Origin of the sequence: Streptomyces sp. DT224 (assembly GCF_049844595.1) — a bacterium.
Lineage (GTDB): Bacteria > Actinomycetota > Actinomycetes > Streptomycetales > Streptomycetaceae > Streptomyces.
This window is the reverse complement of record NZ_JBNCLI010000008.1, coordinates 31983-54452: the sequence shown is the minus strand read 5'-3', so window position 1 is coordinate 54452 and position 22470 is coordinate 31983. Positions and strand designations below refer to the sequence as shown.

Here is a 22470-nt window from a genome sequence, read left to right as displayed (position 1 = left end):
GCGGGGGCGCCCCGGCCCTGGGCCACCCCGGCCGGCCCCCCCCCCCCGGGGGGGGGGGGGGGGGGCGCCCCCCCCCCCCCCCCCGGGGGGGGGGGCCCCCGCCCCCCCCCGCCGGGGCGCCCCCGCAGGTGATCGTCGTCCTCACCGACCAGCAGCGCTGGGACACGACCGGGGTGCACGGCAACCGGGCCGGGGTGACACCCGAGTTCGACCGGATCGCCCGCGAGGGCACCCTGTTCGAGCAGACCGTCACCCCCAACCCGGTCTGCGCGCCCGCCCGTTCGTCCATCCAGACCGGTCGCTACCCGACGGCGACCGGTGTCTTCCGGAACGGCCTTCCGCTCCCCGGGAACATTCCCACGCTCGCCGGTGAGTTCGCGGCGGCCGGGTACGCAACCGGCTACATCGGGAAGTGGCACCTGGCGGGTGACGAGAATCCCGACGGCCCCGTTCCGCCCGCCTTGCGCGGCGGCTACGGCAGCTGGCTCGCGTCGGACCGGCTGGAGTTCACCTCGGACGCCTACCGCACGGTGGTGTACGACGAGGACGGTGCTCCGGTCCGGCTGCCCGGCTACCGCTCGGACGCACTGATCGACGCGGCGATCCGGTTCGTCGCCGACCACCACGACCGGCCCTACCTCCTCTTCGTCTCCCTCCTGGAGCCGCACCACCAGAACCCGACCGACGACTACCCGGCCCCGGCGGGCTACCGCGAGCGGTACGAGGGCGCCTGGCTGCCGCCCGACCTGGCGGCGCTCTCCCCGGGCGCCGTGCAGGGCGGCGCACACCGCCACCTGGGCGGCTACCTCGGGCAGATCAAGCGGGTCGACGAGGGCGTGGGCCGGCTCCGGGACGCCCTGCGCAGCCTGGGCACCGAGGAGAACACGGTCCTGGCGTGGACGGCGGACCACGGCTCCCACTTCCGTACCCGCAACAGCGAGTACAAGCGCTCCCCCCACGACGCGTCGGTGCGCGTCCCCTTCGCGATCACCGGTGCCGGCTTCACCGGCGGCGGCCTCGTCCGGCAGCCCGTCGGCACCCTGGACCTGATGCCGACGCTGCTGGAGGCCGCAGGCCTCCCGGTGCCGCCGGGCGTGCAGGGGCGCTCGCTGCTCCCGCTGACCGGCGGCGGGCGCGATCCCGGGCGACCGGACTCCGCGTTCGTCCAGATCAGCGAGGACCAGGTGGGGCGCGCGGTACGCACCTCACGGTGGAAGTACGCCGTGGAGGCGCGGGGCGCGGACGCCTGGAACGACCCGGACGCGGGCCACTACACGGAGACCGGGCTGTACGACCTGGCGGCCGACCCGTACGAGCTGGACAACCTCGCGGGGCTGGAGTCGCACCGCGCGGTCGCCGACGAGCTGCGCCAAGACCTCCTCGACTGGCTGGAGCGGATCGAGGGCGCGAAGCCCGTCGTCGAGCGGGCTCCGGTGCGCCCGGCCGGGCAGCGCCGCGCGGAGTCCTCCCCGGACGGCGCGCCGTGGGAGGGGGTCCGCTTCGGTCACAGCCCGCGCGGGTGACGCCGCGAGGGCATGGGGTACGTGACCGCGCTCGGCGAGGGCGTCGAGGAGCTGGCCGCCGGTGCCCGGGTGGCGTGGTTCCACCCCCCCGGGCAGCTGCGCGGAGCTTCTGGCCATCCCGGCGGAGAGGCTGGTCAAGGTGTCCGACGAGGTGCCGGACGAGACGGCGGCCGCGGTGATGACGCAGGGGCTCACGGCGAACCGCTTCACCACCGAGACGTACGCCGTCGGCCCCGGCGACACGGCCGTGGTGCACGCGGCAGTGTCCGCTCGGCATCGTGGTCTCCGGGATCGGGCCGGCCTCGGCGGGCGCGCAGGCCGTCGCCGCCGAACTGCTGGACCGCCGGCAGAACGCGCCGGCCGCCGGGTCCGGCACATGCAGTCGATCGGGGAGACCGACGCCGGCCGGGACGCGGACCGCTCGGCGGCGGCGCTGCCGGCCGGGATCCGGGGAGGTGTGGTGATCCTGCTGTCCACCGGCAGCCCGGCGCATCCGGAGGCGGCCCTGGATCAGGGGCATCACCGATCTGCGCAGCCGAAACGAAAGGCCGTGAGCGGGGACAGCTGCTAAGATCGACGGGCCGTTCAGCGTGTACGAGGAGACCAGACATGGCAGGCGACGACGACATCTCCGGGTGATCCCGGAGCCCCGTAGCCGCAGCGGGCGCCCAGGGCGCCACCGCAGTGGCCATGTCGTTGTTCCCTCAGGCCATTTCCCCGGGGCCGCGGGCTCCGCCCTCCCCGGATTCACACGCGAGGTCCCCGTATGCCCGACGCATCCCTCATCTGCTCGAACCTCTCCTTCTCCTGGCCGGACGACACCCCGGTCTTCTCCGGCCTGTCCTTCAGCGTGGGCAGCGGCCGTACCGGGCTCGTCGCCCCCAACGGCTCCGGGAAGAGCACGCTGCTCAAACTGCTGGCCGGCGAGGAGCGCCCGAGCGCCGGTTCCGTCACCGTCGACGGCACGCTCGGCTACCTCCCGCAGAGCCTTCCCCTGACCGGTGACCTGTCGGTCTCCGAGGTCCTGGGCGTCGACGCGGTGATCCGCGCGCTGGACGCCGTGGAGTCCGGCGACGTGGACGAGAAGCACTTCGCCGCCATCGGCGACGACTGGGACATCGAGGAGCGCACCCGCGCCCAGCTCGACCGGCTCGGCCTCGACGGCATCGCCCTGGACCGGAGCATCGGCACGCTCAGCGGCGGCCAGGTCGTCTCGCTCGGACTCGCGGCGCAGCTGCTGAAGCGGCCGGACGTCCTGCTGCTCGACGAGCCGACGAACAACCTCGACCTCGACGCACGGCACCGCCTCTACGACACGCTGGAGTCGTGGAACGGCACGCTGATGCTCGTCAGCCACGACCGCGCGCTGCTGGACCGCATGGACCGCATCGCCGAACTCGGCGTATCGGAACTACGGCTGTACGGCGGCAACTTCACGGCGTACGAGCAGGCCGTACGGGCCGAGCAGGAGGTGGCCGAGAAGAACGTCCGCAGCGCGGAGCAGGAGCTGAAGCGGGAGAAGCGCGAGATGCAGCAGGCCCGTGAGCGGGCCGAGCGGCGCGCGAGCAACGCGGCCCGCAACCTCAAGAACGCGGGCCTGCCCCGCATCTTCGCCGGGAACATGAAGCGGGGTGCCCAGGAGGCGGCCGGGAAGTCGGGCCAGACGCACGCCGCGCGGGTCGGCGAGGCGCAGGCCCGCCTCGACGAGGCGGGGCGTGCGGTACGCGACGAGCAGCGCATCACGCTCGACCTGCCGGACACCGATGTGCCCGCCGGCCGCACGGTGCTCCTGGCCGAGCGGCTGCGGGTGCGTCTCGGCGGCCGGGAGCAGTTCGCCGGCGACGGCGTCGATCTGACGATCCGGGGCCCCGAACGCATCGCGCTGACCGGGCCCAACGGCGCCGGCAAGAGCACCCTGCTGCGGCTGGTCAACGGCGACCTGGAACCGGACGGCGGGTCGATCAGGCGGGCCGACGGGCGGATCGCGTACCTCTCGCAACGGCTCGACCTGCTCGACCTCGGGCGCACGGTGGCCGAGAACTTCGCCGCGTACGCCCCGCACCGGGAGGAGGCCGAGCGGATGAACCTCCTCGCGCGCTTCCTCTTCCGCGGCGACCGCGCCCATCTGCCGGTCGGCGTTCTGTCGGGCGGCGAGCGGCTGCGGGCCACGCTGGCCTGCGTCCTGTGCGCGGAACCGGCCCCGCAGCTGCTGCTCCTGGACGAGCCGACGAACAACCTGGACCTGGTGAGCGCCGGCCAGCTGGAGAGCGCGCTCGCCTCGTACCGGGGCGCGTTCGTGGTGGTCAGCCACGACGAACGGTTCCTGGAACGAATCGGGGTGGGCCGGTGGTTGCGGCTGGCGGACGGGGAGCTGCGCGAGACGGGGGCACCGGAAGCATGAGCCGCGCCCTCCTCGCCCACGACCTGGTACGCGTCCTCGGCACGAAGCGCGTCCTGGACGGCGTGTCGCTCACCGCGTCGCCCGGCGACCGCATCGGCCTCATCGGGGAGAACGGTGTCGGCAAGTCGACACTCCTGCGGCTGCTCGCCGGGGTGGACGAACCCGACGCCGGACAGGTCACCCGGCCCGCCGATGTGGGATTCCTGCACCAGGAGATGCCGTTCGACGCGGACTCCACCATCGCGGGCGTCCTGGACGACGCGCTGCGCGAGGCGCGGGCCGGTCTCGCCGAGCTGGACCGGCTCTCCGGTCTGCTCTCCCGTACGCCGGAGGACTCTCCGGAGCACGCGGAGCTCCTGGAGGCGTACGGCGGGCGACTCGAACAGGCGGAGGAGCGGGAGGTCTGGGACGCCGACCGGCGCGCGGCCGTCGTGCTCGGCGGGCTCGGGCTCGGGTCCCTGCCGCACGGGCGGACGCTCCGCTCGCTCTCGGGCGGGCAGCGCGGCCGGCTGGCGCTCGCCGCGCTGCTGGTCCGCCGGCCGGCCGCGCTGCTCCTCGACGAGCCGACCAACCATCTGGACGACGAGGCCGCCGCGTTCGTGGAGGACCACCTGCGCACGATGTCCGGGCCCGTGGTGCTCGCCGGCCACGACCGGGCGTTCCTGGACGCGGTCTGCACGGATGTCATCGACCTCGATCCGGCGGTCGACGGGCCCGTACGGTACGGCGGCGGGTACAGCGCGTACCTGGCGGAGAAGCGGGCGGAGCGGGCCCGGTGGGAGCGCCGGTACACCGAGGAGCAGGAGGAGATCGGGGAGCTGCGCCGGTCGGCCGCGGTGACCGCGCGCCAGGTCGCGCCCGACCGGGGCCCGCGCGACAGCGAGAAGATGGGGTACGGGGTGCGGGCCGGCCGGGTGCAGAGCCAGGTCGCGCGCCGGGTGCGCAACGCCACCCGGCGCCTGGACGAGGCGGAGCGCCGCCAGGTCGCCGAGCCGCCGAGCCCCTTGCGGTTCCGGTACCCCGAGCGGGCCGAGCCGTCGGAGCCGGGCACGCTGGTGTCCCTGCGCGGGGTGCGGTTCCCCGGCCGGTTGGCCGTCGACAAGCTCGATGTCGGGGCGTCCGACCGCCTGCTGGTGACCGGCGGCAACGGTACGGGGAAGTCGACGCTGATCGCGGTGCTCGCGGGCCGGCCGGTGGCGGTCGGCGAGGTGGTCAGACGGCCGGGCCTGTCCGTCGGGGTGCTCGCGCAGGACAGCGTGTTCGCCCGGCCGGACCGTACCGTCGCCGACACCTACGTACGGGTGCTGGGCGCCGACCGGGCGGAGCTGGTGCCGTTGGTCTCGCTCGGGCTGTTGCGCGAGGCGGACCTCGGCAAGCAGGTGCGGCAGCTGTCGGCGGGCCAGCGGCGCAGGCTCGCGCTCGCGCTGCTGATGGCCCGCCCGCCGGAGCTGCTGCTGCTGGACGAGCCGACCAACCACCTCTCCCCCGCGCTCTGCGACGAGCTGGAGGAGGCGTTGGGTCCCGGACCGGGCGCGGTCGTGGTCGCCAGCCACGACCGCTGGCTGCGGCGGCGCTGGCGGGGGCGCGAGGTGCGGCTGGGCGCTCAGGCAACCGATTGAACAGGCCGACGGCCGGTCCCCCAGGCCGAGGCTGATCCGCTGCCCGGCGTCCGCCCAGGCGGGCGGTGTTCTGGCCACCAGGTGCACGGTGGCCGGCGCCCGGGCGGTCCCGGCGCGCGGCTCGGATTCGTACCGCGCGAGCGCGTCGCGCACGCGCAGCCAGAAGGACAGGAAGGGATCCTCGTCGGGCCGGTGAGTGGTCATCAGCACTCACCTTGCGCGGACGGGTCCCCCAATCTGTGGAGGTCCGGTCGCCGGCCGCGCAGCCCCTATTCGGTCAGGCCGGCCGCCAGCGCGGCTCCCAGCTCCCAGCATGCCTCGGTGTCCGCCCTGGTCGGTTCGCCGGTCACCTGCACGGCGTCCGCCGCCCGGCGCCAGCCGAGACCGGTGGTGATCGTCTCGATGCCGCGCACGGCGCCCGTGACGTCGTTGCCGCCGTGCACGTAGTAGCCGAAGGGGCGGCCCCGCGTCGTGTCGAGGCACGGGTAGTAGATCTGGTCGAAGAAGTGCTTGAGCGCCCCGGACATGTAGCCGAGGTTCGCCGGCGTGCCGAGGAGCAGCCCGTCCGCTTCGAGTACGTCAGTGGCCGTCGCGGCGAGCGCGGCGCGCCGTACCACGCGTACGCCCTCGATCTCGTCCGTCGTCGCGCCGGCGACGACGGCCTCGAAGAGGGCCTGGCAGTTCGGCGAGGGCGTGTGATGCACGATCAGGAGAGTGGGCACAGCACGGAACCCTGCCGTCCCCCTTCCTCCGCCGCAAGCCGGGCGCGCGTGGCGCGCCGCGGTGTCAGGAGCGGTGGCCGAAGAACTCGACCTCGGCGACCGCCACCCGGCGGCCCTTCCCGGTGCCGTAGGCGGAGTCGATGGTCAGCCGGAGGCGGACGGTCTGCGAGCCCCGCACGTCGAACGTCTGCTGGCCCGCCTGGTCGGCGAGCCGGATCGTCTTCGTGCTCCTGGTGCCGTCCCGCGCGGTCAGTTCGGCGATGAGCCTGGCCGGCCGGGCCTGCGTCAGATATTCGTCCGTACGCGTCGACGTGCCGGAGAACACCACCATCTTCCGCAGCCGGACCGGCGAGTCGAACGTGCACTCAAGGAACTCCCCCGCACCGCCGCCGGCGGCCCTGGGCGCCCAGTAGCGGTTGTTGAAGCCGTCCACGGCGGCGGCCGCGGCATGCCCGGGGGCCGCGCTCGACGCGTGGCACGCGGTGGGGGGCATCGACTCCGGCGCGCCCGTCTCCTCCTTGGCGAGGCCCAGCAGCCCGGACAGGTGCGGCAGCGCGAACCACACCCCGGCCAGGACGAGGAGCAGGGCGAGGGGGATCCCGAGCCGTGGCCCCCGCCGACGGCGCCGCGGGCGCGCCCCGGCCTCGTGGCCCCGCGCCGGGCCCCTGCGGAAGAGGCGGCGCCACCACGGCGGCCGGGCGGCGGGTGCCGGACCGGGGTCGAGAAGCAGGGCGCACCGGACGCACAGGGTGCGGTCGGGTGCGTTCTCGGTGCCGCAGCCGGGGCACCGCACGGGCGCGCCGGCCCTGGCCGGGGCGGTGGCCGGTGGTTCGGGCGACGACGCGTCGGGGGTCCAGGCAGCGGGGCCGGGAGGGGTGTCCGGCCGGTCCCCGGGGCGCCGGGGGGCGGCGCCGGCGGGCGGCACGGGGGCGGGGGGCGTGCGGGGCGACGGGTCCGGGGCGCGGAGCGCGGGGACCGGCGGGCGTTGCGGCGGGATGGCGGGGAGGGGGTTCGCCGCGTGGGGCGGATCCGGTGGGGCGGGAGACGCCGGGCGGGGCGGGTCCGGGCGCACAGCGGCGGGCGGCGCGGTGGCCGGGGGGACCGCGCGCCGTCCCGGTTCGGGAGCGACGGGTGGTGGCGGGGCGGACGCGGGCGGGGCCGGTTCCGGCGGACCGGGCTGCGCGGGCGGGCGGGCCGCAGGAGGTCCCGGTGCGGGTTCGTCGCCCTCCTCCCACGCCAGGAACGCCTCGCACGACACGCAGAATTCGCGGCCCGGTTCGTTCCTCGTCCCGCACGACTCGCAGATCACCGCACAGCACCCCCCGCGCCCTCCTCCGAGGGCAGGATCTCCAGCGTGAAGCCCACGTGGGCCGGCACCTCCGTGCCGATGAGTTCCTCCAGCCGGGCCCGGTCGACGGGCCGGCCGCGCCCCTCCCGGACCCGGATCGTCACCCAGGGGCGTGGCGCGCCGGGGAGTGTGGTGCCGGGCCCGGTGGACCAGGCGGTGCCACCGCTCTCCGTGATCTCCGGGTCCGCGCCGGTCGCCAGGCGGAGCGCCTCGGCGAGCCCGCCCGCCGTCCCGCGCCGGGCGTGCCGGGCCACCGCACCGCGTACCGTCTCACGGCGCCGTTCGGCCGGGCCGTCCTCGGGGGACTCCGCCGCGACCCATTGCGCGAGCCAGGCCAGGAAGTCGTCGGGGGCGCTGCGCGGGTCCAGGTGGGCGGGGAGGTTGTCGATGGTGAGCAGGACCGGGGCGAGGACGTCGTCCAGCGCGCCGAGGAAGCGGCGGAGGAAGTCCTGTTCCAGGTAGACGGCGGGGAGCTGGTCGATGAGGGGGTGCGGGGTGGGGAGCCCGGGGACGCCGGTGCGCATGGGGTCAGGCTCCTCTCACGCGGAGCTGGTGCTCGTAGCTGAAGACCAGCGCGTGCCGGTCGAGCGGGATCTTGGTGGTGGCGTCGGTGCGCTCACCGGTCACCGGGTCGGCGCGGTAGAGGCGTACGTCCTCCACCAGGTCCACGCCCGGCACCCGCTGGAGCACGGCGAACGCCTCGCCGGACTGGACCGGGCGCCCGAAGGGCCAGCCCTGCCCGTTGGGACCGCCGGTCAGGGGGTTGAAGTAGCCGTACAGCGCGGCCAGCGCCGCGTCGCGCACGCGGTCGCGGTCCGCGCCCGGCTCGGCCTGGACCGAGGCGACGACGGTGACGCCCTGGTAGAAGGGCGGTTCGACGGCGAGGCGGGCGCCGATCGGGCGGCGCTCGTCCAGGTGCCCGGCGATGAGGCGCAGGGTCCGGGCCGGCGGGACCAGCTCGTCGAACTCGATCCGGCCCTGCTCGTCGCTGCGCCCGGCCGGCACGACGAGGAGCCGTACGCCCTGGGCGGTGGCGTCGCTCTCGTCGCCGTCGGCCCCGGCCCGGATGCAGTGGACGCGGGCGGCGTCCGGGGCGACCTCGCGGGCCAGGAGTTCGTAGTCGTGCGGGACGACGGCCCGGTGCAGGGTGCGCAGCGTCATGGGGCCGCGTACCCGGGCGCTGTCGACGCTCTCCCCGTCGACCCCGCCGAGCGCGGGCCTGCGGTTCTCGACCCGGGCCACGTACGGGATCGCGCTGCGCAGGATCCTCAGGGTCGAGCGGGCGACGTTGCCCCGCAGTCCGCCTCCGGTGCGGTACGAACGCACCCGGACGGTGGCGCCCTTGGCGGGGACGGCTCCGTAGTAGCGGATGGAGCCGTCCCGTTCGCGTACGGCGGGGCCGAACTCGACGCGGCCGGAGTTCGGGTCGAGGGTGATGTGCCGGTCCTCGGGGCCGGAGTGCGCGAAGTCGTCGACCCTCGTCCAGCGGGTGTACTCCGGCTCGGGGCCGCCGGCCGGGTCCGCGACCTCGACCACGAAGTCCCCGGGCACGACGGGCGACCGGGCCAGGGTGAACGCCTGGCCCGGTACGCCCTCCGCCGCGCCGAGCACTTCGTCGGTGATGGTCTCGGCGTGCTCGGCGGCGACGGTCGCGCCGATGGTGAAGGCGGTGACGGAGCGGACCACGGGGGGCGCCAGGTAGGTCGGGCGGCCGGGCTCGGCCTCGATCAGGCGGCAGCGCAGCCAGCCGCCGGTGCGCCGGACGACGGCGGCCGGGGTGTGGGTCCTCGGCAGGTGCAGGATGAGTTCGCCGGAGCGGTTGAAGCCGCCGGTGTCGTCCTTCTCGACCTCGCAGGCCGCCCAGGTGGCGCCGTCCCACGCCTCCCAGACCAGGGGCGGGCGCAGCGGGTCCACGCCGACGCCCTCGACGCGGCAGTCGAGCCGCAGGACGACGACTCCGGCCGGCACGGCGGCCGACAGGCCCACGTAGAGGCAGTCGCCGGGGGCGGGGGTGGCGCCGAAGCAGGCCACGTCGCGGCCGATGGCGAGCTGTTCGGTGCGGTCGACCACCTCCTCGGCGACGGGCCAGGTCGCGAGGTGGGCGAACGAGCAGGGCACGACGGTCAGTTCGGACGAGGTCGTGAAGACGACCGCCTCCTCCGTCTCCGTACGGACGGTCGCGACCTCGGTCCCGGCGCGCACCACGACGGGGTCGGGGCGGGGCGCGGACAGCCGGAAGGTCACATCGGTGCGCGCGGCCGTCGGCGGGTGCAGCCGTACGCCGATCAGGTCGAGGAAGGTGAGGTAGCTCTTCTCCGGTACCCGGTTCACCCGGTAGACGAGCTGGTCGACCATCGTCGCGAACGCCTCGATGAGCGTGACGCCCGGGTCCGACACGTTGTGGTCGGTCCACTCCGGGCAGCGCTGCTGGACCAGGCGTTTGGCCTCGTCCACCAGGCCCTGGAAGCGGCGGTCGTCCAGATGGGGACTGGGCAGCGTCACGCGCCGGCCTCCTCGTCGTCGGGGTTCGTCTCCGGCCCGTGCGGGGGGATCACGTAGAACGGGAAGACGAGGTTGCGCGGGTCGTTGGAGCCGCGCACCGTGTAGCCGATGTCGATGTAGAGCACCCCGCTGTCCGCCGCGTCGAACCGGACGGTGACGTCGGCGACCTCGATGCGCGGTTCCCAGCGTTCCAGGGCGAGGCGCACCTCGTACGCGAGCTGCCCGGCCGTTCCGGCGTCGGCGGGGGCGAACACGTAGTCGTTGACGGCGCAGCCGAATTCGGGCCGCATCGGGCGCTCGCCCGGCGAGGTCGCGAGGATCAGCCGGATCGACTCCTCCAGTTCGCGTTCGCCGCGTACCAGGGCGATGGACCCGGTGGCGTCCGTACGCGGCGGGAAGGCCCAGCCGGCCCCGATGAACTGCTCTCCCATGTCCGTTCAGCCTCCGATCAGCACCGTGGCGCAGCCCGAGAGGATCGGCGCTCCGCAGCCGCTCAGGTCACCGACGCGGGCGGCCGGCCTGCCGCCGATGAACACGCTCCGGCTGCCCGGGGGCGCGATCGGAGTCGGCGGATGTCCGAGCGGCGACGCGCACTGGTGGGTGGTGCCGACCGTGGCCGCGGGTCTGCCGCCGATCAGCACCGAGGCCACCCCGGGCGGCCCGACCGTGCCCGGGTGACCCGTGGGGTCGCCGACCCGGGCGGCTGCTGCTGACGGCATGCGGGGCGCTCCTGTTCGCTGCGAATGTGGCGGTATGTCAGTTGAGCTGGATCATGGGCGCGTTGACGGAGACCGAGCCGCCGCTCTTCAGGTCCGTGCGCCGGCTGCCGTCGACCGTGACCTGGCCGCCGTGCACCTCCACCGCGCCGTCCGTGGACAGGGCGACCCTGCCGGTGCCGCCGTTCAGGGCGACCCCGCTGCGGGAGGTGAGGGTGACGCTCTCGCCGGTGAGCGTCAGCTCGCCGCGCCCGGCGTCCAGGGACACGCCCTTGGCGGCCGTGACGGAGACCTGTTCCCTGGCCTCGATGGTGACGCTGCCGTCGCTGTTGATGACGACGGCGGTGCCCCGCCGGTCCAGGTCGATGGTGAGCTTCCCGTCGCCGGTGCGCAGCCTCACGCCCTGGGGGCCGTTCGCCGCGTCCAGCAGTTCGAGCTGGTTGCCGCTCTTGGAGGCGAAGGCGCGGCGGTTGACGGCGCCGGTGGTGGGGTCGACCAGGTCGCCGCCGCCCGCGTCGGGTGCGCCGGGGGTTCCGGACGCCCCCGGGGCCCCGGAGCCGCCTCCCCCGCCGGGCCGGTCCTTGCCGTTGTAGAGCCCCGCCAGCACGTACGGCCGGTCCAGGTGCCCCTGCTCGAAGCCGACCAGCACCTCGTCGCCGACCTCGGGGATGAACGCCTCGCCGCCCCCCGTGCCGCCGGACTGCGCGGTGCGCGCCCAGTCGCTCGCGTACTCGTCCGACAGCCAGGGGAAGCGCACTTTCACCCGGCCCGAGCCCTCCGGGTCCTGGGTGTCCGTGACCGTCCCGCTGACCAGCCCGGACCAGCGCGGGCCGCTTCCGGACGCGCCGGAGGCGGCCGTGAGCCCGAGCAGCGAGCGCTCCTGCTGGCCGGAGACGGTGATCCAGGTCTCGTAGCCGCGTACGGCGTCGAATACGTGGCGCGAGGAGGTGACCGTGTAGCGGCCCTCGAAGGGCGCGCCGACCGCGTTGAGGGCGACCGCGCTGCCCGCCGTGACCTCGGGGTTGCCCCGGATCACCGCCTCCAGTTCCGCGAACGATCCGGCGATGCGCTCCGCCAGCGCCTTCGCCGCCTGGTCCACCTGCGCCTGTGTGCCGTACACGGCGTCGGTGACGACGAACCGGGCCTCGCCGAAGGGGGCGGCCACCTCGGCGGCCGTGACGCCGAGGTCCAGCGTCGCCGACGTGCCGGCGGCCGACCGGCCGACCAGCGGCTCCTTGGCGCCGATGTCCCAGCCGCGCACCTCGACCTCGGAGACCTGCTCGGCGGCCGAGACACCGGCGCGGCAGCGCAGCAGGTTGCTGCCGAGTTCGAGGACGAGCGGGTCGCGGTCGGCGCGCGCGGAGCTGTCCGGCGCCCCGCTCGCCTCGGCGGGCCGGGTGATGTGCAGCTGCCCGTCTCGTACGTACGCCTGGGCGCCCGCCTCCTCGGCGAGTCCGCGCACGAACTCCCAGTCGGTGACGTTGGGCTGGGCCAGGTGCTCGATGACCGGGCCCGCGATGTCCACGGTGCCGGGTTTGAGTCCGGCACGCTGGGCGACCTGGCCGCAGATGTCGGACAGGGTCATGTTCTGGTAGCTCGCGACGCGCCGGCCCCGCAGCAGCCGGTGCGATGCGTCCAGTCCCCGGACCACGGTGAAGGTACCGGTCTCGTCCAGCTCCACCTCCAGGGCCGTGACCGCTCCTTCGAGGAGCGGTTTCGGGGCGGTTCCCCCGCCGGCCCTGGCGAGGAGCCGGGCCTCGCTGCCGATCTTCAGGCCGGTCTGCTGGAGGAGGACGCGGTCCGGGTCGCGGAACCGGAGCAGGAAGAGGTCGGGGAGCGTGCGGCTGTCGTCCACGTATCCCTCGACCAGCGTGTTGAGGAACTTCGCGGGCAGCGGGCGGCCGTCGAACTCCACCACCAGTGCGCTGGCGACCCCGGGGCGCGTCATCGGCCCACCCCCCGGCCGCCGTTGTCGTCCAGTCGGCTCAGCTCGTCCGGCGCGGGCAGCAGCAGCTGGGTGCCCGGGGCCAGCCTGATCGGGTCGTCGATGCCGTTCGCCTCGGCGATGACCCGCCAGGCGCCCGCATCACCGTACTCCCGGTGGGCCAGCGACGGCAGCGAGTCCCCGGACGCGACCCGGTGCACCCGCCGGGCCGCCAGCGCCCCGGACGTGGGGTTCTGGCCGGGCGTCTCCCCGCTGATCTCCTCCATCGTCACCTGGCACACGGCCCGGATCGGCACGCCCGACGTGGTGAACAGCGTGTACTTGGCGGCGACTTGGCTCACGTAACCGGGGAAGCCGGTCAGTCCGCCCCAGTGGAACACCACCCAGGGCGGCGAGGAACGCTGCTGCTGCCTGGTCTCGTTCGTCGGCACGCAGCACGCGAACAGCTGCTCCACCGCCGTCACGACCCGGGTGTCCTGGGTGTCGCCCGCGTCGAAGAACATCTCGACGGTCAACTTGCTGGGCTGCGACCCCTGGTACTCCGGCGGACCCGAGCTCTTGGCGCCCTTGGCCGGGGTGCGCTTCCAGGAGGCCGCCTTCGTCAGGCTCAGCTCCTTCGGGTTGAACTGGAAGTCGATCCGCCCGCACGGGCCGCCGGGGGTCAGCCCGCCCCCGCTGGGCGGTGTACGCAGCTCCAGGTAGGCGTGCTCCAGCTTGGGCCTGGCCGAGCCGCCCTTCGCGGCGGACGCCACCCCGGAGGTGCCGGCCGCGCTGAAGGCGATGGGTCCCGCGCCCACGCCGCTCAGCCCTCCATCACATAGCCGTGGTGGGCGATCTCGATCGTCTCCATCGCGACCTTGGGCGACTCCGGCGTGAACGAGGGCCCGGTCCAGCGCACCGGCACCACTTCGAGCAGCCCCCACTGGGCCACCTTGCGGCCGTCGCCGGTCCGCGCCTCGATGTGGGCGGTCTTGCGGCTGAACCCGGTCGTCATCGTGGCGAACCAGCGCGCCACCTTCTCCGTCTCCCTGGTGAGCGGACGCGACAACTTCACGTTGGAGTACTTCAGCCGGGTCGGCAACTGCCACACGTGCCCGTTGTTGCCGCCCTCCTCGCGGGTCTCCAGGACGACTTCGCAGCCCAGCCCGTCGCAGGTGTTGAACGACCCGAGTTCGATGTCGTCGATCGTCACGACGAAGCAGACGCTGACTGCGGGGTCGTCCGGGGCGGTGGCGGTGGCCATGGCGCGTGCCTCTCAATCAGTGACGGGTGTTGATGAGGGAGCCGGAACGTTCGCGTTCGAGCCTCAGGTCGGCCTTCAGCAGTCTGCTGAGGGGCGCGTACAGCGCCCGGACCAGTTCGTCGGTGACGGGGGGCGCCTGCGGTGTCCCGTCGGGGTTCACGGACGAGCTCGTCGTCGCCGCGGGTTGCTCCGCGGCCGGCGGCTCGGGTTCGGGCCCCGGCTCCGGACCGGGTTCCGGCGGGGGCGGTGGCGGGGGCTCCTCGGCGGTCTCCGAGTCCCGCTGGACGACCGGCCGAGAGGTGCCGTCACGGGGTGCGGACGGGAAGACGACGCTCCCGTCCGCCATGCGCTGCGCCACCCCGGCCGCCACGGCGACGGCCCCGGCGTTCTGCACGGAGGCGGGGACGCGCGGCCCCCGCCCGCTCGCCGGCTCCGGCCGGCCGGGCGGCGGAGGTGACTGCCGCTGTACGGCGGTCACCGCACGCTGCAACGGTACCCCCGGGGCACTCGGCGCTCCCCGCCCTCCCGGCCCCCCGGGCGCGATGCCCGCGTCCGGGCCGGTCGCGGTCCAGCGGACGGCCACGGCGGGCGGCTGGTCCGGGGGCGCGGGGGCGAAGGGCGACGGCCTGGGGGCGCCGCCGTCGGCGCCGGTGCCTTCCGCCGCGCGCTGGACGGCCGGGGTGGCTCCGGGGGCGTCGGTGGTACGGAGGGCCAGGGGCCGGTCCCCGAGCAGGGGGGCGGTGGGGCGGTCGGGGGCTGCGGGCGGCGGGGTGGTGGTGCGCTGCACCGGGGCGGCGGGAGGGTGGCGGTCCGTCGTCGCGTCGGGGGCGGGGGCGCCGTCCTCCGGCTTGAGCGGGGCGTCGCCCAGGAGCGGGGCCACGGTCTCCGCACCGGTGGAGGTGCCCGGGGTGCCGGATACCTCGGGGGTCAGCGGCTCCGCGCTCCCGCCCGGGCCGGGCGCCGGGACGGTGGTGCGGGCGGGCGGCGGGGCGCTGCCGCGCTGCACCTGGGGCGGCTGGGAGGGCTGGACCGCCTTGCGCTGGGCCGTGGGCGGCAGACCGGGCAGCGGTGCCCCGAGGCCGCCGGTGCGCCGGGGCGGGTGCGCGGGTGGCACCGGCCCCGGTGGCCCCTCGGCGGGGGTGGCGGCGCGCTGCACGGGCGGGGCGCCCTGCGTCGGGGCGGCGGGCTCGACGGCGTCCGCGCGAGGTGCCGGGCCCACCGGCTCGGTGTGCCCGTCCAAGGGTACGAGGGGCTGCTCGCCGACCAGTTGGCGTACGGGCGGCCCGGCGGACGCCGAGGCCGGTCCGGCCGAGGTGAGATTCGGCAGGCCGTCCCCGTACGTCCGCTGGACGGCGACCGCGCCACGCCGCGTACCGGAGAGCGCCGGCATCGGCACCCCGATGGCACGCTGGACCGGTGGCGGCGGGCTTCCCGGGGCGGCGTCGACCACACCGCGTACCAGACCGGCGGGGGCCTCGGGGCTCACCAGGTGACCCAACGGCGTTCCCAGCGACGTACGCCGGCGCGTCGTCAAAGCGTCCTCGAAACCGGTCGGGTTGATCAGCAGGTCCTGGCCCGTGACGGACCGCTGCACAGGTTCCAGCCGGTTCACGTCGACCCGGTCGGCCCGGTCCGGCCCCGACGGGCCGGGCGGCTGCGAGGGCGGGGCGGCGGCGGAACGGCCGCCGCGCAGCCAGGACATCAGCCCCATGGTTCCTCGTCCTCCTCCGTGCTCCTGGCTACTGCCCGTTGAGGCGGGCGACCTGTGCGACGAACTTCAGGCGTTCGGGGTGTTCCAGGTCCAGCAGGTCGTCCAGCGGCCAGTGGAAGTGGTAGGCGAGGTACGCGACCTCCTCGTAGAGCAGGTCGGCCGCGTACGTCACGATTCCCCCAGGCGACCGCCGGCGAGATCCACCGCGAACTCCTCGTCGCAGGACGGGCAGGTGACGGCCGCACGGGTGTGCCCCTCGGCGTTGATCCGGCGGTAGAAGTCCTGGAGGAACGCCAGGTCCGACGCGAACAAGTCCTCGATGACGCCCGGATGGATGTCCTCGACCGTCCCGATGCGGGTCACCACCCGGGAGATCAGCACGACCGAGAGGTACGCGGAGTTCTCCCGCACCCGGTCGTCGCGCAGGGGAACCAGCTCGTCCCGTGCGGTCGCCAGCCGCATCACCCCGCTGCGGTGCACCGCGCCCGACTCGTCCACGTATCCGCGCGGCAGCTCGAAGGGGAACTCGGTCCGCAGCGGTTCGGGCCGGCCCGTGTCCGTGTCCCGTTCCGGTGGCGCCTGGAACTGGACCGTACGCCGCATCAGTCGAGCTCCATGCTCTCGTACGTGATCGCCAGCTTCTCCGTGAGCACCGAGGTGTCGCCGGCCTTGAGCGTGCCGATCTCCAGTGACTTGGGCCAGGCGTTGATGAGCTTGTACCGCTTGATGGGCAGGCCCTCGTAGTCGTACACGATGACCGCGCCGTTGCGGCGGGCGCTCGTCATACGCCCGAAGCGGGAGTCCTTGATCCAGCGCTCGAAGCTGTTGTCCTCGGTCAGGCCGCGTGTGACGGTGACCTCGCCTGCCTTGGGGCGGCCGGGCAGCTTCTTGATGGCGTACTTGCCGTCGGCGGTGTTCTGCTTCAGCTCGATGACGTCCTGCTCCATCTTCAGACCACTGACCTCGGTGATCTGCTTGATGACGACGCTGTCGAATTCGAGACCGAAGGAGTGCCCGACGGAACTGTCGAGATCGGGAAGTGGCACCACAGGCTCCTTACGCCAGGTTCGGGGACGGGCCGGTCACTGCAGGGCGGCGCGCGCCGGTCACTCGTCCACGCCTCCGGTTCCGCCGGTCAGCTGGGAGAGCCGGAACACGACGAACTCGGCCGGTTTGACGGGCGCGACGCCGATCTCGCACACGACCTGCCCCGCGTCGACGCTCTCGGGCGGGTTGGTCTCCCGGTCGCACTTCACGTAGAACGCCTCGTCCGGGGTGAGGCCGAAGAGCGAGCCCTTGCGCCACTCGTTCACCAGGAACGCGGAGACGGTGCGCCGGATGCGGGCCCACAGGGCGTCGTCGTTCGGCTCGAAGACGACCCACTGGGTGCCGGCGAGGATCGACTCCTCCAGGTAGTTGAAGAGCCGCCGCACGTTGAGGTAGCGCCACGCGGGGTCGGATGCCAGGGTGCGGGCGCCCCAGACCCGGATGCCGCGTCCGGGGAAGGCGCGGATGCAGTTGAGCCCGATCGGGTTGAGCAGGTCGTGCTCGCCCTTGGTCAGCTGCGTCTGCAAGGCCACGGCCCCGCGCACCACCTCGTTGGCCGGTGCCTTGTGCACGCCGCGCGAGTCGTCGTTGCGGGCCCAGATCCCGGCGACGTGACCGCTCGGCGGTACGAGGGTGGCGCGGCCGGACGCCGGGTCGGCGACGCTGATCCACGGGTAGTAGAGCGTGGCGTACTTGGAGTCGAAGTTCGCCCGGTCGGTGCGCCAGGCCCGGACCTGCTGCGGCGTCAGGCCGGGCGGCGGGTCGAGGATGGCGACCCGGTCGCCCATCAATTCGCAGTGCCCGATGAGCGCTTGCTGCACGGCGACGACGGATTCCAGGTCGAGCAGCCCGCGCTCGTACGCCCCCATGAGGTCCGGAACGGCGATCATGGTGACGTCGTCCACCGCTTCGAGACCGCCCAGGCCCGTGCGGCGGTCGGCGTCGCCGACGTACACCTCGGGGGCGAGCGCCCCGGCGCTTCCGGCGGGCGGGGCTGCGGGGGCGAGGGTCACCGACTGGGGCGCGGGGCGGGCTGGGGCGGCGCCGCGCCCCGACTCCCGTATCTCGATCAGCTCCGATGTGGCGTTGACCCGGGTGGCGACGTTCTCCTTGCTCCGCTTGGTCGTCACGGACGGGTACGTCTCCGCGACCTGGCCGTCGCGCTTCACGATCAGCTGGAACACGTCGGACGGCGGGTCCTCACCCTCGGCCTCGGCGACCTCCACGCTGATCTCGCCGGCCACGCCCGCCTTCGGCTTGACGGCGTACGGTCCGACCTGGACCTCGGAGCCGGCCGCGCGTTCGCCCTCCGCTCCCCCGGCCGCGGTGTCCGAGCCGTCGCCGATGCGGACGACGTAGCAGATGCCGCCTCCGTTGGCGAAGAAGCCGTAGACGCTGGAGGCCAGGTACGTGCCGTCCACGAAGTCGCCGAAGGTGCTGACGAACTGGCTCCAGTTCGTGATCAGCGTCGGCTCGTCGAACGGGCCGCGCTGGGCGAACCCGACGAAGGCGGCGACCGACGTGCCCACCCCTTCGATCGGCCGGGAACCGGACTCGACCTCTTCGACATAGACGCCCGGGGACAGGTACGACGGCATATGGGCCTCTCCTTGACGTGCTCCTCGACGTGCTTCCCACCCCGTTCCGCGGTCTCCTGAGCGGTGCGTGACGCGGTCCGTTGTGTGACCGTCGCCCGACCGGGGAACACCGGCGATTCTCGCCACTGCGGCGATCACCGGGAACGGATGGTCGGCCGCCCCGGCGTGCAGGGGGAGCTGCCCGATGAGGCAAAGGGACGGCGCCGGGTGCACCGCACGGGCCTGCCCCTCCCCCGTCCCACCGGTCCTCCCTCCGCCCCGGGGACGCCCGGCAGCCTGGCTGACCACCGTGTGCGGGCGGCTGTACTGGCGGGAGGCGGCGTATGAAGGCGGGTCCCGAGAAGCCGCCCTCCGCCCCCGCCGCCGCATCCCGGGCCGGCTCCCCTCCTACGGAGGCGGCTCCCGCGCCCACGCCCGCCCCTGCGCCGGCGCCGGACCGCCGCGGTCTCCAGCGGCTGCAACGGGCGGCCGGCAACGCGGCCGTCTCCCGCCTCGTCGCCCAGCGCTACACGGCCCCCGTGAAGCCGTCGCCGGCCCAGGCGCCGGGCTTCCGGGGTGTCAAGGCGGACATCGCGGCGAAGAGACAGCGGCTGGCCCAACACCGGCCGGCCGCGACGGAGTCGAAGGCGTCGCAGGATGCCGCAGTCGCCCCTCCGGACGACAAGGAGGCGCAGGGCAAGGCGGCCAACGCGGAGAAGATGAACGCCGCGAAGCCGGGCGAGTTCGACAAGAAGGCGTTCATCGACGCGGTGAACAAGGCGATCGACGCGCAGGCCCCCAAGAACCTCGACGACGCCGACAAGTTCTCCAAGTCCGGCAAGGCGGAGCGGGTCAAGGCGGAGGTCGACGGCAAGGTCTCGGACGGCAAGCAGGCGTCGGCCAAGGACATCGACACGGCGACGAAGGCCCCGCCGGACACGTCGGCCGCGAAGGACAAGCCCGTCACCCCGCTCACCCCGGACCAGCCGCCCGGCAACCCCGGGGCGCCGTCCGCGGCGGCCGCGATCCCCGAGAAGCAGCCGGCGTCGGTCACGGACTTCTCCGAGGGGCCCGCGCAGAACGACAAGGCGATGGCGGACGCGGAGGTCACCGAGGAGCAGCTCGCCAAGGGCAACGAGCCCGAGTTCAACGAGGCGCTCAGCGCGAAGAAGACCGCCGAGGCGGACTCCGCGAAGGCACCGGCGCAGGGCAGGTCGGCCGAGAGCCGGCAGCTGTCCGCCGCGAAGGCGGGCGCCGCGGCCTCGGGCGCCGCCGCGATGAGCACGCTGACCGCGACGCGTGCGCAGGCCGGGCAGAAGGTGGACGGCGGCAAGGGCGAGACCAAGTCGAAGGACGAGAAGAAGCGCGCCGAGGTCACGGCGAAGCTCCAGAAGGTCTACGACGGCACGAAGAAGGACGTCGAGGCGACGCTGTCCGGCCTGGACCAGAAGGTCGACGCGGCGTTCACCTCCGGTGAGAAGGCGGCGCGGGACGCGTTCACGGCGGACCACAAGCGCCGGATGAAGAAGTACAAGGACAAGCGGTACTCCGGCTGGACAGGCAAGGCCCGCTGGGTGAAGGACAAGTTCGCCGGCCTGCCCGAGGAGGCGAACAGCCTCTACCAGGAGGCCCGGAAGCTCTACGTGTCCCAGATGCAGACGGTGATCTCGTCGGTCGCCGACATCATCGGCACCGAGCTGGGCAAGGCGAAGGCACGGATCGCGAAGGGGCGGGGCGAGCTGAAGGCGGAGGTCGACAACCTCCCCGCCGATCTGCGGCAGTTCGGCGAGGAGGCAGAAAAGGACTTCGCGGGAAAATTCGATGACCTGGAAGCGACGGTCAACGAGAAATCGGAACAGCTCGTCCAGGACCTGGCCCAAAAATATACGGCGGCGCTCAACAAGGTCGATGAGGAGATCAAGAAACTCCAGGAGGCCAACAAGGGGCTGATCGACAAGGCGAAGGACGCGATTGTCGGCGCGATAAAGACCATCAACGAGCTGAAGAACCTCCTCCTTGGCATCCTCGCCAAGGCCGCCGGCGCGATCATGAAGATCATCAAGGACCCCATCGGCTTCCTGGGCAACCTGGTGTCGGCCGTCAGCGCGGGCCTGAACCTCTTCATCACGAACATCGCCGGCCACCTGAAGACCGGGCTCGTGTCCTGGCTCCTCGGCACGGCGGTGAAGGCGGGCCTCGAACTCCCCCAGAAGTTCGACATGAAGGGCATCATCCAGCTGATCGGCTCCCTCCTCGGCCTCACCTGGGACAACATCCGGGCCCGGGTCACCCGCAAGGGCGTACCCGAGGAAGCGATGACAGCGGTGGAGTCCTCGGTCCCGGTCGCCCAGAACATCGCCCGGGAGGGCCCAGCCGGGGCGGTCAAAGAAATCCAGGAGGAGGCGGGCGACCTCAAGTCCACAATCCTGGAAAAGCTGACGAGCTACCTGATCCCCACGGTCATCATCGCTGGCATCACCTGGATCCTCTCCCTCCTGAACCCCGCCTCCGCGTTCGTCCGCGCGGTCAAGGGAATCATCGACATCGTCACCTTCGTGGTGAACCAGGGCGCCCAGATCGTGGAGTTCGTCAACTCGGTCCTGGACGCGGTGGTGGCGATAGCCAACGGCGGCAAGGCGGGCGTCCCGAAAATGGTCGAAACCGCCCTGGCCGCGAGCGTCCCGCTGCTCATCGGCTTCCTGGCTTCCCTGCTGGGCATAGGCAGCCTGGCCGCGAAGGTGAAGAGCGTCTTCCACGCGGTGTCGCGCCCGGTGAACCGAGCGATCGACAAAATCGTCGACTTCGTCGCCAAAAAGGGCAAAGCGCTCTGGTTGAAGCTGAGGGGAAGAAAGGGAAGGAACGGCGAAGAAGCTGACTTCCGAAAAACTCGACCGAATCGCCCCGGTCGCTTCGGCGTCGACGACAGCAGGAAAGAGGGCAAGGACCCGGTCTCGTACAAGCTCCCGAAAACCAGATTTCGCACGGCGGATCGCGAAAGCCACACGCTCCTCTTCAAGGAAACGAGCAGCCGAAGGGAGCTGATGGTCCATAGCACACCAGTTTCGATCTCCGATTACCTGTCACACTGGAAGGAATCCCTACCGAGCCTTTCTCCACCCGAAAGAGCAACTCAGGAATCCGCCTACCAAAATGCCTTCAACCAGCACGCGGAAGTGATACGGGCGGAGCAGGCACTGCCAACGAGGAGATCTGCCGCTGCCAGCCATCCCAACATGCAGAGCCGTTTCAATGAGTTGGTGCTTAAATGCGAGCGGCTCGCTGAAGCTTTGGCCTTGCAGAAGAAGCCGCTACCACCGCTTCCTCCTCCCGTACTCCCGCCATTCCGGAACAGTGTTCTGGCTACTGATTTCACCGCTCATTACATAGCATGGCCACCCCCACAGGGTCAGGTTTCCACGGCCAACAAGGGGCTCACCCTCAAGGGTTGGCACTACGTCGACGCGAGAAATCTCCAGGGACCGCAGGAATACTGGCTGAAGATGCACCTCCTTCCCGGTCGACTGGGAGGGATGGCGACGGACTCAAATCTTGTACCGGCGCGCCAAAGTGTGAACAATCCAGACTTCCTGACAAGGGTTGAGGAACCTGCGCATGCATTCCTCGCATCCACCAATGAGCACCCAGAAAACCCAGCGATCTGGTACCGCGTCAAGGTAGAGTTCGGGCACGGGGCACTGTACGAGGGTTTTCCGAGCCTCATAGACGTCTCCTGGGGAACCTACGACAGCGACGGCACTCAGTGGATACGCAGGAGCACCCCTTCAGGGTCCTTTGCAGACCCTCAAGCTCCTCCGCCGGCCACAGCCGTCCAAACCATTAGTATCAATACGGCCGGTGAGGCCAGAATCGCAGCCCGCATGGGCGGGGAACAGTACCTCTACTTCGCACGACAGGTCGTTGCGCTCAGAAAGAATTCCCAAGGGATGCAGGACCCTTACACCTCTCTCACCGACCTAGAAGATCGACTGGAGGAATGGGACCAGTCAAAACCCACTCCGTGGGCCGATTTCCCCACCATGCTCAGTGCACTTAGATCCGCTATTCAACTTGGACAGATCACGATTCCCTGAACACTCCGGAGTCTCACGATAGGGG

At 72.7% G+C, this 22470-nt stretch carries 19 protein-coding genes; 5 read left to right on the top strand and 14 right to left on the bottom strand.

Going from position 1 to position 22470, the window contains the following annotated elements; genetic code table 11:
- Positions 1 to 128: 128 nt before the first annotated feature.
- The 4 genes from ACLQ2N_RS20795 to ACLQ2N_RS20780 all read left to right on the top strand — a co-directional run bounded on the left by ACLQ2N_RS20795 (position 129) and on the right by ACLQ2N_RS20780 (position 5543).
- Complete coding sequence (locus tag ACLQ2N_RS20795; RefSeq protein ID WP_425815141.1) at positions 129 to 1523, top strand: sulfatase-like hydrolase/transferase; 1395 nt, start codon at positions 129 to 131, stop codon at positions 1521 to 1523.
- 151 nt (positions 1524 to 1674) lie between these two features.
- Positions 1675 to 2094, top strand: a complete 420-nt coding sequence (locus ACLQ2N_RS20790) for a hypothetical protein (RefSeq protein WP_425815139.1) — start codon at positions 1675 to 1677, stop codon at positions 2092 to 2094.
- A 195-nt stretch (positions 2095 to 2289) separates the two neighbouring features.
- On the top strand, positions 2290 to 3924 hold the full coding sequence (gene abc-f, locus ACLQ2N_RS20785; protein WP_425815137.1) for a ribosomal protection-like ABC-F family protein: 1635 nt from the start codon (positions 2290 to 2292) through the stop codon (positions 3922 to 3924).
- On the top strand, positions 3921 to 5543 hold the full coding sequence (locus ACLQ2N_RS20780) for an ABC-F family ATP-binding cassette domain-containing protein (protein ID WP_425815135.1): 1623 nt from the start codon (positions 3921 to 3923) through the stop codon (positions 5541 to 5543). The genes abc-f and ACLQ2N_RS20780 overlap by 4 nt, the downstream gene beginning before the upstream one ends.
- Positions 5544 to 5812: 269 nt before the next feature.
- Here the strand turns inward: ACLQ2N_RS20780 and ACLQ2N_RS20775 are convergent, their stop codons facing one another.
- The 14 genes from ACLQ2N_RS20775 to ACLQ2N_RS20710 form a co-directional block, all read right to left on the bottom strand.
- Entirely contained in the window at positions 5813 to 6265 is a 453-nt protein-coding gene (locus ACLQ2N_RS20775) for a flavodoxin family protein (protein WP_425815133.1), read from the bottom strand.
- Between the two features lie 64 nt (positions 6266 to 6329).
- Positions 6330 to 7190, bottom strand: coding sequence for an NADase-type glycan-binding domain-containing protein (locus tag ACLQ2N_RS20770; RefSeq protein WP_425815131.1), 861 nt, complete (start codon positions 7188 to 7190; stop codon positions 6330 to 6332).
- Between the two features lie 380 nt (positions 7191 to 7570).
- Entirely contained in the window at positions 7571 to 8137 is a 567-nt protein-coding gene (locus ACLQ2N_RS20765; RefSeq protein WP_425815129.1) for a phage tail protein, read from the bottom strand.
- A gap of 4 nt (positions 8138 to 8141) precedes the next feature.
- Positions 8142 to 10115 carry a putative baseplate assembly protein gene (locus tag ACLQ2N_RS20760; protein ID WP_425815127.1) on the bottom strand — a complete coding sequence of 658 codons (1974 nt, stop codon included), beginning with the start codon at positions 10113 to 10115 and terminating at the stop codon, positions 8142 to 8144.
- On the bottom strand, positions 10112 to 10546 hold the full coding sequence (locus ACLQ2N_RS20755) for a GPW/gp25 family protein (protein WP_164404606.1): 435 nt from the start codon (positions 10544 to 10546) through the stop codon (positions 10112 to 10114). The genes ACLQ2N_RS20760 and ACLQ2N_RS20755 overlap by 4 nt, the downstream gene beginning before the upstream one ends.
- A gap of 6 nt (positions 10547 to 10552) precedes the next feature.
- Positions 10553 to 10834, bottom strand: coding sequence for a PAAR domain-containing protein (locus tag ACLQ2N_RS20750; RefSeq protein WP_425815125.1), 282 nt, complete (start codon positions 10832 to 10834; stop codon positions 10553 to 10555).
- A 37-nt stretch (positions 10835 to 10871) separates the two neighbouring features.
- A complete protein-coding gene (locus tag ACLQ2N_RS20745) occupies positions 10872 to 12779 on the bottom strand; it encodes a VgrG-related protein (RefSeq protein ID WP_425815123.1) in 1908 nt (635 codons plus the stop codon).
- A complete protein-coding gene (locus tag ACLQ2N_RS20740) occupies positions 12776 to 13573 on the bottom strand; it encodes a peptidase M23 (RefSeq protein WP_425815121.1) in 798 nt (265 codons plus the stop codon). The genes ACLQ2N_RS20745 and ACLQ2N_RS20740 overlap by 4 nt, the downstream gene beginning before the upstream one ends.
- A 5-nt stretch (positions 13574 to 13578) precedes the next feature.
- The gene (locus tag ACLQ2N_RS20735) at positions 13579 to 14019 is read right to left on the bottom strand and encodes a phage tail protein (RefSeq protein WP_425815119.1); all 441 of its coding nucleotides are present in this window, start codon (positions 14017 to 14019) and stop codon (positions 13579 to 13581) included.
- A gap of 16 nt (positions 14020 to 14035) precedes the next feature.
- The gene (locus tag ACLQ2N_RS20730) at positions 14036 to 15730 is read right to left on the bottom strand and encodes a hypothetical protein (protein ID WP_425815117.1); all 1695 of its coding nucleotides are present in this window, start codon (positions 15728 to 15730) and stop codon (positions 14036 to 14038) included.
- Between the two features lie 28 nt (positions 15731 to 15758).
- Positions 15759 to 15902, bottom strand: a complete 144-nt coding sequence (locus ACLQ2N_RS20725; protein WP_018099790.1) for a DUF6760 family protein — start codon at positions 15900 to 15902, stop codon at positions 15759 to 15761.
- Positions 15899 to 16333: a hypothetical protein gene (locus ACLQ2N_RS20720; RefSeq protein WP_425815114.1), complete on the bottom strand. Its 435-nt coding sequence runs from the start codon at positions 16331 to 16333 to the stop codon at positions 15899 to 15901. Before ACLQ2N_RS20720 ends, ACLQ2N_RS20725 begins: the two co-directional genes overlap by 4 nt.
- The gene (locus ACLQ2N_RS20715; RefSeq protein WP_143616868.1) at positions 16333 to 16776 is read right to left on the bottom strand and encodes a phage tail protein; all 444 of its coding nucleotides are present in this window, start codon (positions 16774 to 16776) and stop codon (positions 16333 to 16335) included. The genes ACLQ2N_RS20720 and ACLQ2N_RS20715 overlap by 1 nt, the downstream gene beginning before the upstream one ends.
- Before the next feature lie 60 nt (positions 16777 to 16836).
- On the bottom strand, positions 16837 to 18375 hold the full coding sequence (locus ACLQ2N_RS20710) for a phage tail sheath family protein (protein WP_425815112.1): 1539 nt from the start codon (positions 18373 to 18375) through the stop codon (positions 16837 to 16839).
- A gap of 323 nt (positions 18376 to 18698) precedes the next feature.
- Here ACLQ2N_RS20710 and ACLQ2N_RS20705 point away from each other — a divergent pair, with 323 nt between their 5' ends.
- Complete coding sequence (locus ACLQ2N_RS20705; protein ID WP_425815110.1) at positions 18699 to 22445, top strand: phage tail protein; 3747 nt, start codon at positions 18699 to 18701, stop codon at positions 22443 to 22445.
- Positions 22446 to 22470: the final 25 nt, after the last annotated feature.

What these genes read in the sequence shown, in the direction of transcription:
- ACLQ2N_RS20765 (WP_425815129.1), bottom strand. Translation starts at nt 8,137, where the DNA reads ATGCGCACCGGCGTCCCCGGGCTCCCCACCCCGCACCCCCTCATCGAC.
- ACLQ2N_RS20730 (WP_425815117.1), bottom strand. Translation starts at nt 15,730, where the DNA reads ATGGGGCTGATGTCCTGGCTGCGCGGCGGCCGTTCCGCCGCCGCCCCG.
- ACLQ2N_RS20735 (WP_425815119.1), bottom strand. Translation starts at nt 14,019, where the DNA reads ATGGCCACCGCCACCGCCCCGGACGACCCCGCAGTCAGCGTCTGCTTC.
- ACLQ2N_RS20780 (WP_425815135.1), top strand. Translation starts at nt 3,921, where the DNA reads ATGAGCCGCGCCCTCCTCGCCCACGACCTGGTACGCGTCCTCGGCACG.
- ACLQ2N_RS20720 (WP_425815114.1), bottom strand. Translation starts at nt 16,333, where the DNA reads ATGCGGCGTACGGTCCAGTTCCAGGCGCCACCGGAACGGGACACGGAC.
- ACLQ2N_RS20745 (WP_425815123.1), bottom strand. Translation starts at nt 12,779, where the DNA reads ATGACGCGCCCCGGGGTCGCCAGCGCACTGGTGGTGGAGTTCGACGGC.
- ACLQ2N_RS20705 (WP_425815110.1), top strand. Translation starts at nt 18,699, where the DNA reads ATGAAGGCGGGTCCCGAGAAGCCGCCCTCCGCCCCCGCCGCCGCATCC.
- ACLQ2N_RS20755 (WP_164404606.1), bottom strand. Translation starts at nt 10,546, where the DNA reads ATGGGAGAGCAGTTCATCGGGGCCGGCTGGGCCTTCCCGCCGCGTACG.
- abc-f (WP_425815137.1), top strand. Translation starts at nt 2,290, where the DNA reads ATGCCCGACGCATCCCTCATCTGCTCGAACCTCTCCTTCTCCTGGCCG.
- ACLQ2N_RS20710 (WP_425815112.1), bottom strand. Translation starts at nt 18,375, where the DNA reads ATGCCGTCGTACCTGTCCCCGGGCGTCTATGTCGAAGAGGTCGAGTCC.
- ACLQ2N_RS20750 (WP_425815125.1), bottom strand. Translation starts at nt 10,834, where the DNA reads ATGCCGTCAGCAGCAGCCGCCCGGGTCGGCGACCCCACGGGTCACCCG.